This is a genomic window from Rathayibacter sp. YIM 133350 (assembly GCF_037404875.1).
Lineage (GTDB): Bacteria > Actinomycetota > Actinomycetes > Actinomycetales > Microbacteriaceae > Orlajensenia.
In genome coordinates, this window is sequence record NZ_JBBELO010000033.1 from 482010 (window position 1) to 497761 (window position 15752).

The following is a 15752-nucleotide window of genomic DNA, read 5'->3' on the forward strand; positions in this document are numbered from 1 at the left end:
CCGCCCATGGATTCGTGTCGGTGGTGGATGCGACGATCTGGCACGAAAGTGCGAACGGCGGGAGGCAGGATGCGGGGCGAGGCGACCGTGCTGCACGCCGACCTTGACGCGTTCTACGCATCCGTCGAGCAGCGGGATGCGCCGCAGTTGCGCGGCCGCCCGGTCATCGTCGGCGGCGGGGTCGTGCTCGCGGCGAGCTACGAGGCGAAGGCGCGCGGCGTGCGCACGGCGATGGGCGGCCGGCAGGCACGGGAGCTCTGCCCCGATGCGGTCATCGTGCCGCCCCGAATGGATGCCTACTCCGCGGCCAGCCGCGATGTGTTCGCGATCTTCCGCGACACGACACCGCTCGTCGAGGGACTCTCGATCGACGAGGCGTTCCTCGAGGTCGGCGGCCTCCGTCGCATCGCCGGCTCGCCCGAGGCGGTGGCCGTGCGATTGCGGGAGCGGGTGCGCGCGGAGGTCGGATTGGCGATCTCGGTCGGGATCGCCCGCACCAAGTTCCTCGCGAAGGTCGCCAGCGGCGTCAGCAAGCCCGATGGGTTGCTCCTGGTGGAGCCGGAGCGCGAGCAGGAGTTTCTCCTGCCGCTGCCGGTCGAACGGATGTGGGGCGTCGGCGCCGTGACGGCCGAGAAGCTTCATCGCCTCGGCATCCGCACGGTGGGTCAGCTGGCCGAACTCGAGGCCGCGACCGCCCAGCAACTGCTGGGCAAGGCGACCGGCGCGCATGTGCATGCGCTGGCCCGACTGCGGGACCCGCGACCGGTCGACACCACGCGACGACGCGGATCCGTCGGCTCTCAACGAGCCCTCGGTTCTCGGCCGCGCACCATGGAAGAGCTCGACGTGATGCTCACCCAGATCGTGGATCGCCTCGCCCGGCGACTCCGCGACGGCGATCGGGTCTGCCGCACCGTCGTGCTGCGGCTGCGCTTCGGCGACTTCGCCAGGGCGACTCGATCACAGACGGTCGGCTCGGCGACGGACCGCACCGCGGTGCTGCTCATGGTCGCTCGGGGGCTGCTCGCCGCCGCTCAGCCCGAGATCGCCGAGCGGGGGATCACCCTCATCGGCCTCTCGCTGTCCCAGCTGGGCCGTGTCGATGAACTCCAGCCGGAGCTTCCGATCGACTGGTCCGAGGGAGCCCGGCTCGACACGGTGCTCGACGCCGTCCGTGATCGCTTCGGCGCGGCATCCGTCGCCCGGGCCGTTCATCTCGGGCACGATCCCGGCTGGTCGACACCGGTACTTCCCGAGCAGGAGTGAGCGGGAAGGGGTAGCCCGAGGCGCCATCGGCGCGAGATTGACACGAACAGGTCGCTTGCCGCCGAGCCGATATCAGGAGTGCGTGGTGCCTCGGGCAACGAGGGTGCAAGGCACGCGAAGCCGAGAGAACCCGGGGTCCTCTCCGAGCACCAGGTCGAGCGCGGCCTTGCCTGCGATGCGCCCCATCTCGGCGAGGGGCAGGGCGACTGTCGTGAGCGGCGGTCGTTGATGAATGGCCAGTGACCTGTCGTCAAAGCCCACGACCTGTACGTCACTGGGGATGGATCTGCCGGCGTCATACACTGCCGCCATCACGCCGGTGGCGAGATCGTCGCTGCCACAGAAGACGGCGTCGATGTCGGGCCGCCGGCCGAGGAAGCTCTTCATCATGGAGTAGCCGTCCTCAGGGTTCCACGACCCCGTTCGAGCGTAGAGGTCGGGATCGAGCTCTCGCCCGAGGCGGGTGAGCTCGGTCGTGAAACCGGCGTACCTGTCCTCCGTGGCCTCCCAGCCGAGCGGGCCATTGAGAAAGGCGATGCGACCCGCGCCGGAGTCGACGAGGTGGCGCGCTGCGGCGGCGGCGCCGCCGGCGTCATCAGGCAGCACCGACGGTACATCTGACAGACCGTACTCGTAGAGATAGACGTACGGAACCTGCGATGAGGGCGGGAGCGCAGGTTCAGGCCGCTCGCCAACACGGTTGCCGGACATGAAGATGAGCGCGTCGACCTGCTTGTCGAGCAGCCGTTGCAGTTGCAGGCTCTCTCGCTGCGCATCGCCGTAACTGTTGCACAAGAGCACTCCGACGCCTGCATCCGACGCCGCATCCTCAACGCCCCGCATCATCGCATTCGTGAAGATCCCTTCGAGATCGTCAGTGATGATCGCGATGGTGTCACTGCGTTGCATCCGAAGTCCGCGAGCCACGGAATTGGGATGGAAACCCAGTTCCTGTACCGTGTCCAAGACTCGCTGGCGCACTTCGGGACCCACATCGTGGCGACCGTTCATGACCTTGGATACCGTCGAGGTTGCCACTCCGGCGCGCGCCGCGACGTCTTTGAGTGTCACGCGCCGGTGAGCGGTGCCCTGCTCGGTCGTCATCGCTGCCTCTCCGGTTCGTCATGTCGAGCATAGCCAGATCGGCAGTTGACACGATATCGATTTCGTGATTACTTTATCCCGATCGCGGAAACGATTTCGTAAGCGAGAGAAAACCGAGAAGGACATCATGGCAATGACGCCTTTCGTGCCAGCACTGGCCCGTCGTAAGCGCCGCAGCGGTAGGGGAGTGAATCCGCTTCGACGCCGTCAGCGCGCGGGGCTGCTGTTCGTGGCACCCGCCCTCGCCTTGGTTGTCGTGTTGTTCGTGGCACCGACACTCTGGACGGTGGTCATCTCCTTTTTCAAGTACTCGCTCTTGGGCGACCTCACATTCATCGGGCTGGACAACTACGCGCGGGCCATAGGAGACGCCGGCATGTGGCGAGCCATAGCCTTCACGACCTTGTACACCGTCGTCGTCACGGTGGTGCTGTTCGTGGCCGGCTTCGGGCTCGCCCTCCTCGTTTCTGCGCGGCGGCGGGGTGTCGCCTTCTTCCGCACCATCTATGTGCTGCCGGTGGTCATTGGATTTGCGACGGCCAGCTATATCACGCTCTGGATCCTTGACGGGCGCATCGGCGTCGTGAACGCCGCTCTTGGCGACCTCGGCGTCATCGATGAGTCGATCTCCTGGTTCGGCAACTTCGCAACCGCGTTCACCGTGGTGATCATCCTCGTGGTGTGGAAGACGGTCGGACTGACCATGCTCCTTCTCATGTCCGGCATGAATGCCATCAGCGAGGACTTGTACGAAGCAGCGCAGCTCGACGGAGCCGGGTGGTGGCGGCGCACGTCGTCGATCACTCTCCCGCTGCTGAAACCGACCATCGCGCTCGTCCTCATTCTCACGGTGATCAGCAGCTACCTGGCCTTCGACCAGTTTTTCATCCTCACCCAGGGCGGCCCCGACAGCTCGACCGTGACCATCGTGTATCTGATCTACCGAGCAGGGTTCATCGACTTCGATCTGGGCTACGCGGCAGCGTTGTCGGTGATCCTCATGGTGATACTCCTGCTGCTCACCGTCGTGCAATTCCGAGTCCTACGGAGAGGGGAGGATCGATGAGCGCCACGCTGATCCGTCCGGCAACCGACGACGAGCCGCGCATGCCCATCCGGCAGGCGCCCGCGTACAGACGCCACCCAGGGCAGCGCGGGTTCTTCACCTCAGCGGCCTTCTACACCAGCGCTTCGATCATTGCGCTGCTGTTCGCCTCGCCGCTGCTCTGGCTGGTGGTCTCGTCGTTCAAGACCTCAGCGGAATTCGCGCAGGTTCCGCCGACCTACGTTCCGCAGCATCCGAGCATTGAGAATTTCGCGCTGCTGACGGATGCCGGCATGTGGGCTTATGCGGGCAACAGCGTGATGGCATCGGCAGGCACTGTTCTGCTCGCGACCCTGCTGAGCGTGCTGGCGGGCTACGGCTTCGCGCGGTTCCGGTTTCGCGGCGCCGGGGTTCTGTTCATCGTGTTGCTGTCGACGTTGATGATCCCGTTCCAGTCGATCATCCCGGCTATGTACACCATCCTGGACTCCGTCGGTCTGACGAACTCGATCCTCGGACTCGTGCTCGTCTACACCAGCTTCGTGTTGCCATTCGGCGTGTTCACGATGCGAGCGGCTTTCCAGTCCATACCGCTCGGCATCGAGGAGGCCGCCATCATGGACGGCGCCTCGGTCATCACCACGCTCACGCGCATCATGGCGCCGATGGTCGTTCCTGGCATCGCGACGGTTGCGATCTATGCGTTCTTCAACGCGTGGAACGAGTTCCTGGCTGCCCTCATCTTCACCACGAGACAGGAGTCGTTCACTCTTCCCGTGGCGCTGGCCAGCCTGCAGTCCGGGGCGTTCGGAACGCTCAACTGGGGAGTGCTCGAAGCTGGCGCGATCATCTCCGCAGTGCCGTGCGTCATCGTCTTCCTCATTCTTCAGCGCTACTACGTGGCAGGCCTCACGGCCGGTGCCGTCAAGGGCTGAGCGAAACCATCCATTGAGATCCTCACCACGCTCGATGACGAGCACGAGAGAAAGGCAACACCCATGAGAGGAACCACCCGCACAGCGCTGCGGATCACGTCCATCGCCGTCGCTGCAGGCATGGCCCTGACAGCCACCGCGTGTACATCGAACTCAGGAGCCGCCTCATCGGGCGGCGATGGGCCCGCGACCCTTTGGGTGCGAGCAGCTGACGCTCCCCTCGACAAGTCGCTCGTGGCCGCCTGGAATAAAGAGAACCCGAAGCGCAAGATCACCATGGTCGCCATCCCGGATGCTCAATACGTCCAGAAGTACGTGCAGGGCGTGCGCTCCGGAGATGCCCCCGATATCGCGGTGGTCGATATCGCGAACGCCCAGGCGCTCGTCACGGAGGGTCTGCTGGCCGACGTCACCTCCAAAGTGAAGGCTCTCGATTATGCCGACCAGCTAGCCCCGGGAGCTATCGACATCGCGAGCGATGGCGGCAAGATCTATGGCGTTCCCCACCAGCTCGACGTCTCATTGCTCTACTACAACCCGACGCTCTTCGAGAAGGCCGGGCTCGACCCGGCCTCGCCTCCCAAGACGTCGGCTGACGTTCTCGACGCGGCCCGCAAGATCACGGCGTTGGGTGATGACACGTACGGCTTCTACTTCGCGGGCAACTGCGCTGGCTGCAATGCCTACGCCACTCTTCCCTTCATCTGGGCGAACGGCGGCGATGTCATGAACACAGCCGGCACGGAGGCGACCCTCGATGACCCCGCGGTTGCGAAGACGTTCGATCTCTTCAAGACGATGTGGGACGAGAAGCTGATCCCAGCGTCGGCGAAGGACGATACCGGAGCCACGTGGGTGACGAGCTTCCAGTCCGGCAAGATCGGTATGCTCGCCCTGGGTTCCTTTGGAATCGGCCTCTACGGATCCGATGGTGGCCCGGACTTCGGTGTCACACCTATCCCGGGCGATGACGGGGGAACGGGTGCGTTCCTCGGTGGCGACGTTGCCGGAGTATCGGTGAAGGCCAAGAGCCCGAAGACGGCGTGGGACTTCATCGAATGGAGCATGGAGGAGCCGCAGCAGACCGACATCGTCGCGAAGGCGGGATCCCTCGTCGTGCGCTCCGACCTCGTCGACAATGCCGTCACAGCTTCGGATTCCCGCCGTCAAACGGCGAACGAGCTGATCGCGACGGCTCAGGTGCCCAACACGGCCAAGTACAACTCCCTCTTCATCGACGCCACGGGACCGTTCCTCCAGACGATCCGTTCCTGGGTCTTCGATGGGCAGGGCGCGGATGCGATCAAGTCCACGCAATCCGCATGGGATGAGCGACTCGGCAACTGACCGAGTGATCCACTACCACTGACCTACAGGAGACCCACCGAATGATGGACCTCAGCTTCCGCTGGCCGCATCCCCGATTCGCCACCCCAGTCGGGGTCATCAGCGCCCGACTGCACACCTTCGACAACGTGTACGGGATGGACCCCGACTTCACGACCGAGACCACGGATGGCGACGGCTCCGTTCGGATCGCCTCGCCCGCGCTGCGATGGGCCGGCGGCGAACAGGCGGCCGCGGGGAGCGTTGATGTCGTCGTGTCGCCCACGAAAGGAGGAAGCCGGATTCAGATATCGGGCTTCCACGCGGACGGTATTCGCTCACTTGCCATCACCCTCCACGACGTTCCCAGGGGCGTCGTGGAGGGAGTCAGGGAGGGTCGACTCGACGTACCGGACGGCGGCCGGATCATCCGCTATCCGAACGGCTGGTTCGACCTGGCCAGCCCGAGTCTCGCTCATGTCGGATCCGACCCTGAACAGACGCTCGCCATTCGCTCGCTGGCGGAGCATATGCACCCGCAGACGTTCGCGGTCATCCCCCATTTCGACGATGTGACACTCGTCGACATTGAGCTCATCATCGAGGCTGACGCCTCTCGTCCTGCGCCCGACTTCGCCGCGCCCGCCTGGGTCGTGCTGCGCGGCGCAGATGCGAAGCTCCAAAGCGCCGTCGAGCATCGTTCACACGTGCATTCCTCCCATCCCGCGGATCCCTGGGAGACCCGGGACGATGTGCCCGACTGGATGCGGGAGGTGAGCTTGGTTGCCACCCTGCACGGGCAGCACTTCACGGGCAAGACCTTCCTCGACTATGAGGCGATGCTTGAGGCGCTGCGCACGATCGCACGTGAGATCGATGGCCGTCGTGTGCTGGCCTACTTACCGGGGTGGGAAGGACGGTACTACCGCAACTACGGTTCGTACCGGGCTGAGCCGACGATGGGGGGTGATGCTGGTTTCCAGCGACTCGTCGACGGCGCTCACGAACTTGGCGTGCACGTGATGCCGATGTTCGGCGCGAACATCGCCTCCCGAGACGTGCCAGGTTTCGAGCGGTGGGCAGAGCCGGGCATCCTGCGGAGAGCGAGCGGCCTCAGTGATGCCGGCTCTGTTGACTGGGACGGTTCGCGGCACTACGACTACGGCGGCGGTGCGCTGATAAATCTCGCGTATGAGCCGTGGCGGCGTCATCTCGTCGCACAGATCGCACGACTACAGGAGAGGTTCGGCTTCGACGCCACGTTCCTCGACATCACGGCGATGTACTCCAACGACCCCAATGGCGACAGCACGGAGGGGCTGCGCAGCTTGGCGCGGGAGCTTCGAGAGGCCGTGCCGGGGCACTTGGTCGCGGGCGAGGCCTGGTACGACGCGATCTCGTCGATCACGCCGCTCGTGCAGACCGGGCATCACGACACGGTGCCGGTGTATCACGACCTGCCCGACGAGGAGCTGTTCACAAGAAGCAACCGGTCGTTCGGCCACGTGTGCCTGGGCGATCCAGCTTTCCACTCGTCCGGCGTCCACGAGGCCGGGTATGTCGCGGCCTGGCGGCTGCCGGTGCGCCGCGGCGTCATCCCGACACTCGGTGTGGTCAACGGTACGCTGCAGGCGGCTCCCGAGAGGGTGGCGCTCATCATCAACGATGCGCACGAGTACGCCGAGTGTTACTTGAGCCGCGACGCCAATTCTGTCCAGACGAAGGCGCACTCGACGGCCGGATGATGCACCCGGATCGCGGCCGCGTCATCGCCGCGGCTGTCCGTCGACGCCGGTGCTTCCCGAGCAGGAGTGAACGGGAAGGGATGTCGCAGCCGACCTGTGGGCGGCAGCCCGCGCGCGACCGCGGCCCGCGAGCAGTGCCTACGATGATGACGTGTTGCGCTTCGACGATCCCCTGCCGGGCCGGCCCCGCCGGGTGCTGGTCGCCGGGGTTTCGGGATCGGGCAAGACCAGCCTGGCCAAGCGGATTGCTGCGCTCGTCGACGCGCCCCACGTCGAGATCGACGCCCTGTTCCACGGTCCCGGCTGGGTTCCCCGGGAGGAGTTCCTCGACGACGTACGGTCGCTGGTCGCCGGCGAATCATGGACGACGGAGTGGCAGTACAACGCCGTGAAGCCGCTTCTGGCCGAGCGGGCCGACCTTGTCGTATGGCTCGATCCGCCGTTCGCGACGGTCACACTGCCGCGCGTGGTGAGGCGCACCCTGCGACGACGCCTGCGACGGGAAAGACTGTGGAACGGCAACATCGAGCCGCCGCTGCATACGATCTTCACCGACCCCGAGCACATCGTGCGCTGGTCGTTCACGACGAGGGCGAAGTTCGCCGAGCAGATTCCGGCGCTCGAGTCGGCGCATCCCGACCTGCCGATCGTTCGCCTGCGCTCGCCACGTGAGGTGGAGGCGTGGGTGGGTGGTCCGCTCGTGCGTGCGGCATCCTGACAGCACCGACGTCGACCGGGCCGGCCCGTCGCCTACTCTGCTGCAGGTGCCTCGCGGGGCGGGTTGTACATGAACTCGAAGCGGATGCCGTTGTCGTCCTCCACGAACGAGGCGTAATAGCGGTCCGAGAACCGGGTGTACACCTTGGGTTCGCGCACGGCAGTCCAGCCTGCATCCATGGCGATCGCGTGCAGGCGATCGACCTCGGCGCGCGAATCGACGGCGAAGGCGAGGTGCTGCCATCCGACCTCGCCGTGCCGATGCGGTCCAGTTCCCCTCTCGCGGGCGGGGAAGAGGATGAGTTCGGCCTCATCGGGCGACTCCCACGCGACCGATCCGTCGGCGTCGTGCCGGCTGAATCCGAGGGCCTGCAGAACCGGGTCGAACTGCGCGATGGACCGGGGCAGGTCGTCGACGGTGATGCCGAGGTGATCGAACAGGGGCATTTGCTCATCCTAGGGGAGCCACTCTCGGAGCCAGGCGAGTCCTCCTGCTCGAAGCAGCCCGCCTCCTCGATGCAGCCGTCCTGCTTGAAGAACCCCGGGGCGACGTGCACGCGCCCCGCCCGCGGTCAAGGCCTTGGGCGTCCGCATCGCAGAACGTAGCCTGCTGAGCAGACCGGATGAGTCACCGACCGAGGAGACGCGAATGGTAGCCGTGAACGACCGGGTGAGCTGGAACACGTCGCAAGGCCGCACGCGCGGTCAGGTCGTGGAGCGGCGCACCTCGGATTTCACCTTCGAGGGACAGCACTTCACCGCCAGCGAGGATGAGCCGACATTCATCGTCGAGAGCGAGAAGACCGGCGCCCGCGCCGCCCACAAGGGGTCCGCACTCCGCGTCCTCTAGCAGTAGCGGGCACGGCGACGACACATCGGCGACAGCAGCGAGAGCCTGATGCAGACCTTTCTTCCCTATGCGGATTTTGCGCGAAGCGCCGCGGCGCTCGACGCGAGCCGGCTCGGAAAGCAGCGCGTTGAGACGCTGCAGGTGATGCGCGCCCTCACCCTGCCGGGCTACGGATGGCAGCACCATCCGGTCGTGCGCATGTGGCGCGGCTATCGGCCGGCCCTCATGGCCTACCAAGACGCCATCTGCGACGAGTGGGAGTCGCGCGGGCACGCGGACACCTGCCGGGCGAAGACACTCGCAGACCTCGACCTCGTGCCCGAGGATGCGACCGCCTACCGCGCCAGCACCTTCCCCCTACCGCCGTGGCTCGGCGACGAACAGCTGCACCGATCGCACCGGTCGAACCTTCTGCGGAAGGATCCGGAGTTCTACGCCGAGTTGGCGCCGGATGTGCCGGCCGACCTGCCCTACGTCTGGCCGCCAGCATCCGTCTGAGGAAGCGACGCGGTGACGGCCGCCGATCCTGGCGAGCCCCGCATCCGCAGCCCGGAACCTAGCGGGACGGTGCGGAATCCTCATCCGGCGATGCGGTCTCACGGACGGCGGCCGAACCGCGTACACCCGACACCCGGCGCGCCACGAGGAAGACCACCGCGCCGACGACGAGCACGATCGCACCGAAAAGCCACACCTTCGGCTGCTGCTGGGTGAGCAGCAGCACGCACGACGCGACGCCCAGGATAGGAAGCACCGTCCATGCGCGGAAGTGCGGGTGGTCCACCTTGTCGCGACGCAGCACGAGCACGGCGATGTTGGTGCTGCCGAACACGAACAGCAGCAGGAACACGACCGTCTCGGCGAGAATCGACAGGTCGCCGAGCAGCGTGAGGGCCATGGCGATGAGCGTCGTGGCGACGATGGCCACCCACGGCGTGCGGCGGTTCGGCAGCACGCGGCCGAACACGCGGGGGAGGAGCCCCTGCTCCGCCATGCCGTACGTCATGCGGCTCGCCATGATCATGGTGAGGAGAGCGCCGTTGGCCACGGCTATCAGCGCGATCACGCTGAACAGCCACTCGGGCACGCCGATACCGGATGCCGACACGACGGCGAGCAGCGGACCGCTCGACTTTCCGAGCTGGCCCGGCGAGAGCGTGATCGAGCTGGCCAGCGCCACGAGCACATAGACGGCTCCTGCCACGGCCAGCGCGCCGAAGAGCGCCTTGGGATAGTTGCGCGGGGTGCGGAGCTCCTCCGCCACGTTCGCCGAGGTCTCGAATCCCACGAAGGAGTAGAAGGCGATGATGGTGGCGCCGAGTACGGCGGCCCAGGGCGATACCCCGTCGCGGAACTCGAGCACCCGCGCAGGCTCGCCGCTGCCCGAGCCGAGCACGACGGCTCCCGCCACGATCACGATCAGCAGGCCGCTGAGCTCGATGATGGTCATCACCACGTTGCTCGCCATGGACTCGCGGATGCCGCGGGCGTTCAGCGCCGCGACCACGGCGAGGAAGACGAGCGCCGCAGGCACGGCCGGCACGTCGAGAAAGGTGGCGAGGTAGTCGCCCGCGAAGGCGAGCGACAGGCCGGCTGCGCTCACGACTCCGGCGGAGAGCATGCAGAATCCGACGAGGAACGAGATGACGGGGCGCTTGAACGCGCGGTCGGCGTAGACGGACGAGCCGCCGGCCTTCGGGTACTTCGTTACCAACTCGGCGTAGGACGAAGCGGTGAACAGCGCCATCACGAGCGCGAGAAGCAAGGGAAGCCACAACGCGCCGCCGACCTGCTTCGATAGCACGCCCATGAGCGCGTAGATGCCGGCGCCGAGAACGTCGCCGAGCACGAAGAGGAAGAGGAGCGGGCCGGTGATGGAGCGGCGCAGGCGCGTGTCGGACTCGCCGGTGCTTGCGGTCGTCGCGGCCGTCGTCGAAGCGTCAGCCACGGGAAGCGCCCGATCGGGACGGATGCCGGGGCAGGGAAGGAACACATGGCTGCATTCCGCCCATTGTTCCCGAGCGCGTCGCCCTGCGCCCGGCACTTGACGCAGGCTTCACCGTGGGTTACGCGACAGGTCGGCGGAAGTTACTGCACGATCTCCCGCAGGGCCGCCACGTGGGCGGCAAAGGCCGAGCGCCCGGCCTCCGTCACCGAGAGCCAGGTACGCGGGAACTTGCCGACGTACCCCTTGCGGATGCGGATGTACCCGGCATCCTCGAGCGCCGCCGCCTGCTTGCTGAGCGTGGGGTCGCTGATCTCGACGGTGTCGCGCACGAACGCGAACTCGGCCTCTTCGGATGCCGCCAACACGGCCACGATGGAGAACGGGATGGGCCGCTGCAGGAGGGGATCGAGCCGGTGCCGCGCGTGGGCGCGCTCAGCGGATGCGGCCATCGCGATTCCGTTCCACGTTCGACGCCCAGAAGGGCGGCACCGCGACGAGAACGGCGGCTGCAACGAAGAATGCGGGTGCGCCTTCGAAGAAGAGCAGGCCGATCACCAGCGCAGCGGCGAACAGCACGGCCCAGGCCGCCATCGCGCCGCCGAAACGCCGGGAGAAGTGCGTGCTCTTCGCCCTGAGCCCGCGCAGCTGGGTGAGCGCGAGGGCGGCGAGGCTGAGCGCGAAGATCACCGAGATGCCCACGACCCCGGCCTCGCCCGCCGCCGGCCAGATCCAGCCGAGGCTTGCGACATAGAGAGCGGATGCGACACCCAAGCCCGACAGCCACGCTGCCGCGGGTGCGGAACTCTCCGCGGCGACGGCGCGCTGCGCCGATGCCGCCCGGGCGAGCTGAGCGCTCGCTTCCTCGGCGCTGGGCCGGGAACCGTCGACGTCGCTGGGTGATGAAAGGTGATCGGTCATGGGGCGAGCGTAGGACCTACTTGCCATAGATGCAAGTACTTTCTTTCGTTCTTCTTCTCGTCGTCTCATCCCAAGTGCAGCTCGCGGAGAAGTGCGTGTCTGGAAGAGTGGGTGCGTGTCAGATGCATCGTCGCCCGAGCCGACTCCCCATCACGATGTCGTCATCGTCGGAGGCGGCCACAACGGCCTCACCGCGGCGGCCTACCTCGCCCGCGCCGGGCTCACGGTGCTCGTGCTCGAACGGCTCGCCATCACAGGCGGTGCCGCGGTCAGCGCCGTCGCTTTCGAGGGCGTCGACGCCCGACTCTCCCGGTACTCCTATCTCGTGAGCCTGCTGCCGCAGGCGATCATCGACGATCTGGGGCTCGACATCCGGCTCGCTCGCCGCCGCTATTCGTCGTACACGCCGGTGCCGGGTTCCGCCGAGGGCGCCGGTCTGCTGGTCGACCGCGCGGATGCTGATGCCACGAGAGCGTCGTTCGCGCGCATCAGCGCCGCGGCCGATGCCGCAGCCTTCGACCGCTTCTACGACGACACCACCCGGGTCGCCCAGGCGCTCTGGCCCACGATGACGGGTCCGCTCCCCACGCGCAGCCAGGCTCGGGCACTGCTCAATGACGACGAGCTGTGGGCGGCGTTGTTCGAGCGCCCCCTCGGCGCGTTCATCGAGGACCGGCTCGAGAACGACGTGGTGCGGGGCGTCGCGTTGACGGATGCGCTCATCGGCACGTTCGCGGGCGCGCACGACGTGAGCCTGCAGCAGAACACCTGTTTCCTCTACCACGTCATCGGCGGAGGCACGGGCGATTGGGATGTGCCGATCGGCGGCATGGGGGCGGTGACCGCCGAACTCGCGCGAGCAGCGGTGGAGGCGGGCGCGAAGATCCTGACCGGGGCGGACGTCACCGCGATCGATCCCGATGGAACGGTGACGTATGCCGTCGACGGCATGCAGCGCTCGGTGACCGGAGGGCATGTGCTCGCCAACGTCGCGCCCGCCGTGCTGGAACGACTTCTCGGCACGGATGGTGCCGCGGGGATCCAGCCGGAGGGAGCGCAGGTAAAGGTCAATCTGCTGCTGAAGCGGCTCCCGAAGCTCCGCGACAGCAGCGTTGCACCGGAGGCCGCCTTCGGAGGCACGTTCCACATCAACGAGACGTACACCCAACTCGAGGCAGCCCACGGGCAGGCCGAAGCCGGCGAGATTCCGCTGCCTCTGCCCTGCGAGATCTACTGCCACTCGCTCACCGATCCGTCGATCCTCGGCGCCGAACTCGCCGCGAGCGGCGCGCAGACGCTCACGGTCTTCGGCCTGCACGTTCCCGACCGCCTGATCACCCCCGAGAACAACGAGCAGCAGCGCGAACGACTGCAGCGAGCCGTGCTCGCCTCACTGAATTCCGTTCTCGCCGAGCCCATCGAAGACCTCATCCTGCGCGATGAGAATGGGCGCCCCTGCATCGAGACCAAGACCACTCGCGACATCGAAGCCGCGCTGAACATGCCAGGCGGCAACATCTTCCATGGCGAGCTCTCGTGGCCGTTCCTCGATGACGACCACCCGCGCGACACCCCGGCTCGGCGGTGGGGTGTCGCGACGCGGCATGAACGCATCCTGCTCTGCGGGTCGGGTGCCGTGCGCGGCGGTGCTGTGAGCGGCATCGGCGGCCACAACGCCGCGCACGCGGTGCTCGAGGATGCGGTCCGCTGACGCCGCGTGCTGATCGGCCTGCGATGCCGCTCGACGACAACGGCGCCGAAAGCGGCGCCTCGACCGACAGAATGGGCACCATGAGCGCCGCCTTTCCGATGCTGACCGAGATGCCGTCGCCGCAGTACGTGATGTCGGCCGACGGCCTTCGCCTCGCCACCTATCTCTGGGGCGACGACGACGCACCGACGGTGCTCTGCGTGCACGGCTTCGCATCCAGCTGCCGCGACAACTGGGCGAACACGGGATGGGTACGCGACCTCACGCGCGCCGGGTTCCGTGTGCTCGGCGTCGACCAGCGCGGTCACGGGGCCAGCGACAAGCCGCACGACGCAACCGCCTACGGCATGGACGCCCTCGTCGAGGATCTCGTCACGGTGCTGCAGACCTACCTGCTCGACTCCGTTCTCTACGTCGGGTACTCGCTCGGCGCGCGCGTGGGCTGGCAGCTCGCGGTACAGGCGCCGGATGCCGTCGAGCGAGCGGTGCTGGGCGGCATCCCCGACGGCCGTCCGCTCGCCCGACTGCAGATCGAGCAGGCGCGAGCCTACGTCGAGGCCGGCACGCCCGTCGAAGACCGGGTGACCCAGAACTATGTCGCCCTCACCGAGCGCGTCGCCGGCAACGACCTGCGGGCACTCATCGCGCTTGCGGAGGGCATGCGGCTCGGCGACGCAGACCCCGACCCGGCGCATCCGCCGACCCAGCCCATCCTGTTCGCGACGGGCAGCGAGGATGCGATCCTCGAGCGTTCGCGCGCCCTCGCCGACCTCACGCCGACGGGCACGTTCGTCGAGCTCGCCGGCCGCCACCACTTCAACGCGCCGGGATCGCGCGCCTTTCGACAGGCCGGGGTGGAGTTCCTCGCGGCGGGCGCCCTGGATAGGTAGCGCGACGCGACGCCGCCACGCGGCCCGCGGCCTCGACGGTAGGCTCAAAGGGGTGAGCGAGAGCGATGATGAAGTCGACCTGATCATCGATGCCTGGTCACGTCGGCTCCCCGACGTCGACCTGACGCCGCTCGACGTGATGTCGCGGCTGCGGCGGGTGTCGAGCAGGCTCGCACGGTTGAGGGCTGACGCGTTCAGCGGTGCCGGCCTGGCCACCTGGGAATTCGACGTTCTCGCCGCTCTCGCCCGCGCGCAGCCGCCACACGAGCTCAGCCCGGCTCAGCTCATCGAGGCCACGATGATCGGCAGCGCGGCGATGACGAACCGGCTCGAGAACCTCTCGCGCCGAGGCCTGATCGACCGCCGGCCCAACCCACGTGACGGTCGCAGCGTGCTCGTGCGTCTCACCGCCGATGGCGCCTCACACGTCGATGACGCCATGCGCCGGCTCGCCGAGCGGGAATCCGACGAGCTGCAGGGGCTCAGCCGAGAGGAACAGGCCACGCTCGTTCGGTTGTTGCGCCGCCTCGCTGATCATGGGTAACCGCATCCGCTGAGCCGAGCGTCACTCCGGGTCGGGTGCAGCCTCCGATGGGAGTGCCGCCGAACCGGATGCTGCCGCAGCCTGCGCGGCAGCGGCCGCGCGCTCGACCCACTTCGGCACCACACCGTAGCGCTGGAACGGAACCAACCGCCCCGCAGCGCTGTCGTCGATCAGCTGAGCCAAGCGTCGTTGGCGGGTCGCCTCCTGCTTCGCCGAGACCACCCAATGGGTGACCTGATGGCGATAGGTCTCGGTGGCCGCGGCGAGGAACGCCGTCGCGGCAGCATCCGCCTCGAGCTGCGCGGCGAACTGCGGCGGCAGTTCGACGTTGGGGTTCTCGTGCGAGTAGACGGCCGAACGGTCCTCACGGCGACGCTCGAAGGCCGCGAGCCCGGCGGGATGCATGCGACCCTCGGCCCTGAGCTTCGCGACGAGGTCGATGTTCACGCGCGACCAGATGCTCGAGGGCTTGCGCGGCGTCCATCGCTGGCGTGTCGCATGCGCGTCGATACGCTGCCCTACGGAGTCGATCCAGCCGAAGCAGAGGGCCTCGGGCACTGCCTGCTCCCAGGTGAGTCCGCGGTCGGGCACGTGCTTCTTGTAGAGGCCCATCCACAGTTCGGTCTCTGTGTCGTGGTGCGCCTCGAGCCAGGCGCGGAACTCCTCCGGACCCGCGAAGAACAGCGCGGGCCGCTCCGGCGTACCGCCCGGCGTGCCGATGCTCGACGTCATGTTCCGAGTCTGGCAGCGACC

17 protein-coding genes are annotated in these 15752 nt (G+C 67.2%); 11 read left to right on the forward strand and 6 right to left on the reverse strand.

Translation table 11 applies throughout. From position 1 onward, the window contains the following. The first annotated feature begins 69 nt into the window (after positions 1-69). Entirely contained in the window at positions 70-1266 is a 1197-nt protein-coding gene (gene dinB / locus WDJ51_RS12785) for a DNA polymerase IV (protein ID WP_337852897.1), read from the forward strand. A 72-nt stretch (positions 1267-1338) separates the two neighbouring features. Here dinB and WDJ51_RS12790 read toward each other — a convergent pair whose 3' ends face one another. Next, complete coding sequence (locus tag WDJ51_RS12790; protein WP_337852833.1) at positions 1339-2370, reverse strand: LacI family DNA-binding transcriptional regulator; 1032 nt, start codon at positions 2368-2370, stop codon at positions 1339-1341. Positions 2371-2497: 127 nt separating this feature from the next. Here WDJ51_RS12790 and WDJ51_RS12795 point away from each other — a divergent pair, with 127 nt between their 5' ends. From WDJ51_RS12795 to WDJ51_RS12815, 5 genes are all read left to right on the forward strand, one after another. After that, positions 2498-3436, forward strand: coding sequence for a carbohydrate ABC transporter permease (locus WDJ51_RS12795; protein WP_337852834.1), 939 nt, complete (start codon positions 2498-2500; stop codon positions 3434-3436). Then, the gene (locus WDJ51_RS12800; RefSeq protein ID WP_337852835.1) at positions 3433-4350 is read left to right on the forward strand and encodes a carbohydrate ABC transporter permease; all 918 of its coding nucleotides are present in this window, start codon (positions 3433-3435) and stop codon (positions 4348-4350) included. The genes WDJ51_RS12795 and WDJ51_RS12800 overlap by 4 nt, the downstream gene beginning before the upstream one ends. A gap of 198 nt (positions 4351-4548) precedes the next feature. Beyond that, positions 4549-5697: an ABC transporter substrate-binding protein gene (locus WDJ51_RS12805; protein ID WP_337852836.1), complete on the forward strand. Its 1149-nt coding sequence runs from the start codon at positions 4549-4551 to the stop codon at positions 5695-5697. Positions 5698-5738: 41 nt separating this feature from the next. Further along, positions 5739-7421: a hypothetical protein gene (locus WDJ51_RS12810; RefSeq protein WP_337852837.1), complete on the forward strand. Its 1683-nt coding sequence runs from the start codon at positions 5739-5741 to the stop codon at positions 7419-7421. Positions 7422-7572: 151 nt separating this feature from the next. Then, the gene (locus tag WDJ51_RS12815) at positions 7573-8139 is read left to right on the forward strand and encodes an AAA family ATPase (protein ID WP_337852838.1); all 567 of its coding nucleotides are present in this window, start codon (positions 7573-7575) and stop codon (positions 8137-8139) included. A 32-nt stretch (positions 8140-8171) separates the two neighbouring features. Here the strand turns inward: WDJ51_RS12815 and WDJ51_RS12820 are convergent, their stop codons facing one another. Further along, positions 8172-8585: a VOC family protein gene (locus tag WDJ51_RS12820; RefSeq protein WP_337852839.1), complete on the reverse strand. Its 414-nt coding sequence runs from the start codon at positions 8583-8585 to the stop codon at positions 8172-8174. Between the two features lie 202 nt (positions 8586-8787). On the opposite strand from WDJ51_RS12820, the gene WDJ51_RS12825 reads away from it, so the two are divergent. Next, on the forward strand, positions 8788-8988 hold the full coding sequence (locus WDJ51_RS12825; protein WP_337852840.1) for a DUF2945 domain-containing protein: 201 nt from the start codon (positions 8788-8790) through the stop codon (positions 8986-8988). 48 nt (positions 8989-9036) lie between these two features. Next, positions 9037-9486 (forward strand): MSMEG_6728 family protein, encoded by a 450-nt coding sequence (locus tag WDJ51_RS12830; protein ID WP_337852841.1) that lies wholly within the window; start codon positions 9037-9039, stop codon positions 9484-9486. Between the two features lie 58 nt (positions 9487-9544). On the opposite strand, the gene WDJ51_RS12835 is transcribed toward WDJ51_RS12830, so the two are convergent. The 3 genes from WDJ51_RS12835 to WDJ51_RS12845 all read right to left on the reverse strand — a co-directional run bounded on the left by WDJ51_RS12835 (position 9545) and on the right by WDJ51_RS12845 (position 11854). Next, a complete protein-coding gene (locus WDJ51_RS12835) occupies positions 9545-10936 on the reverse strand; it encodes an APC family permease (RefSeq protein ID WP_337852842.1) in 1392 nt (463 codons plus the stop codon). Positions 10937-11076: 140 nt separating this feature from the next. After that, the gene (locus tag WDJ51_RS12840) at positions 11077-11385 is read right to left on the reverse strand and encodes a winged helix-turn-helix domain-containing protein (protein ID WP_337852843.1); all 309 of its coding nucleotides are present in this window, start codon (positions 11383-11385) and stop codon (positions 11077-11079) included. Beyond that, a complete protein-coding gene (locus WDJ51_RS12845; protein ID WP_337852844.1) occupies positions 11369-11854 on the reverse strand; it encodes a hypothetical protein in 486 nt (161 codons plus the stop codon). The genes WDJ51_RS12840 and WDJ51_RS12845 overlap by 17 nt, the downstream gene beginning before the upstream one ends. Positions 11855-11969: 115 nt before the next feature. On the opposite strand from WDJ51_RS12845, the gene WDJ51_RS12850 reads away from it, so the two are divergent. The 3 genes from WDJ51_RS12850 (at position 11970) to WDJ51_RS12860 (ending at position 14999) form a co-directional block, all read left to right on the forward strand. After that, the gene (locus tag WDJ51_RS12850; RefSeq protein ID WP_337852845.1) at positions 11970-13565 is read left to right on the forward strand and encodes a phytoene desaturase family protein; all 1596 of its coding nucleotides are present in this window, start codon (positions 11970-11972) and stop codon (positions 13563-13565) included. 80 nt (positions 13566-13645) lie between these two features. After that, positions 13646-14455, forward strand: a complete 810-nt coding sequence (locus WDJ51_RS12855) for an alpha/beta fold hydrolase (protein WP_337852846.1) — start codon at positions 13646-13648, stop codon at positions 14453-14455. 52 nt (positions 14456-14507) lie between these two features. Then, entirely contained in the window at positions 14508-14999 is a 492-nt protein-coding gene (locus WDJ51_RS12860) for a MarR family winged helix-turn-helix transcriptional regulator (protein ID WP_337852847.1), read from the forward strand. 21 nt (positions 15000-15020) lie between these two features. Here the strand turns inward: WDJ51_RS12860 and WDJ51_RS12865 are convergent, their stop codons facing one another. Continuing rightward, complete coding sequence (locus tag WDJ51_RS12865) at positions 15021-15731, reverse strand: YdeI/OmpD-associated family protein (RefSeq protein WP_337852848.1); 711 nt, start codon at positions 15729-15731, stop codon at positions 15021-15023. Positions 15732-15752 lie beyond the last annotated feature (21 nt).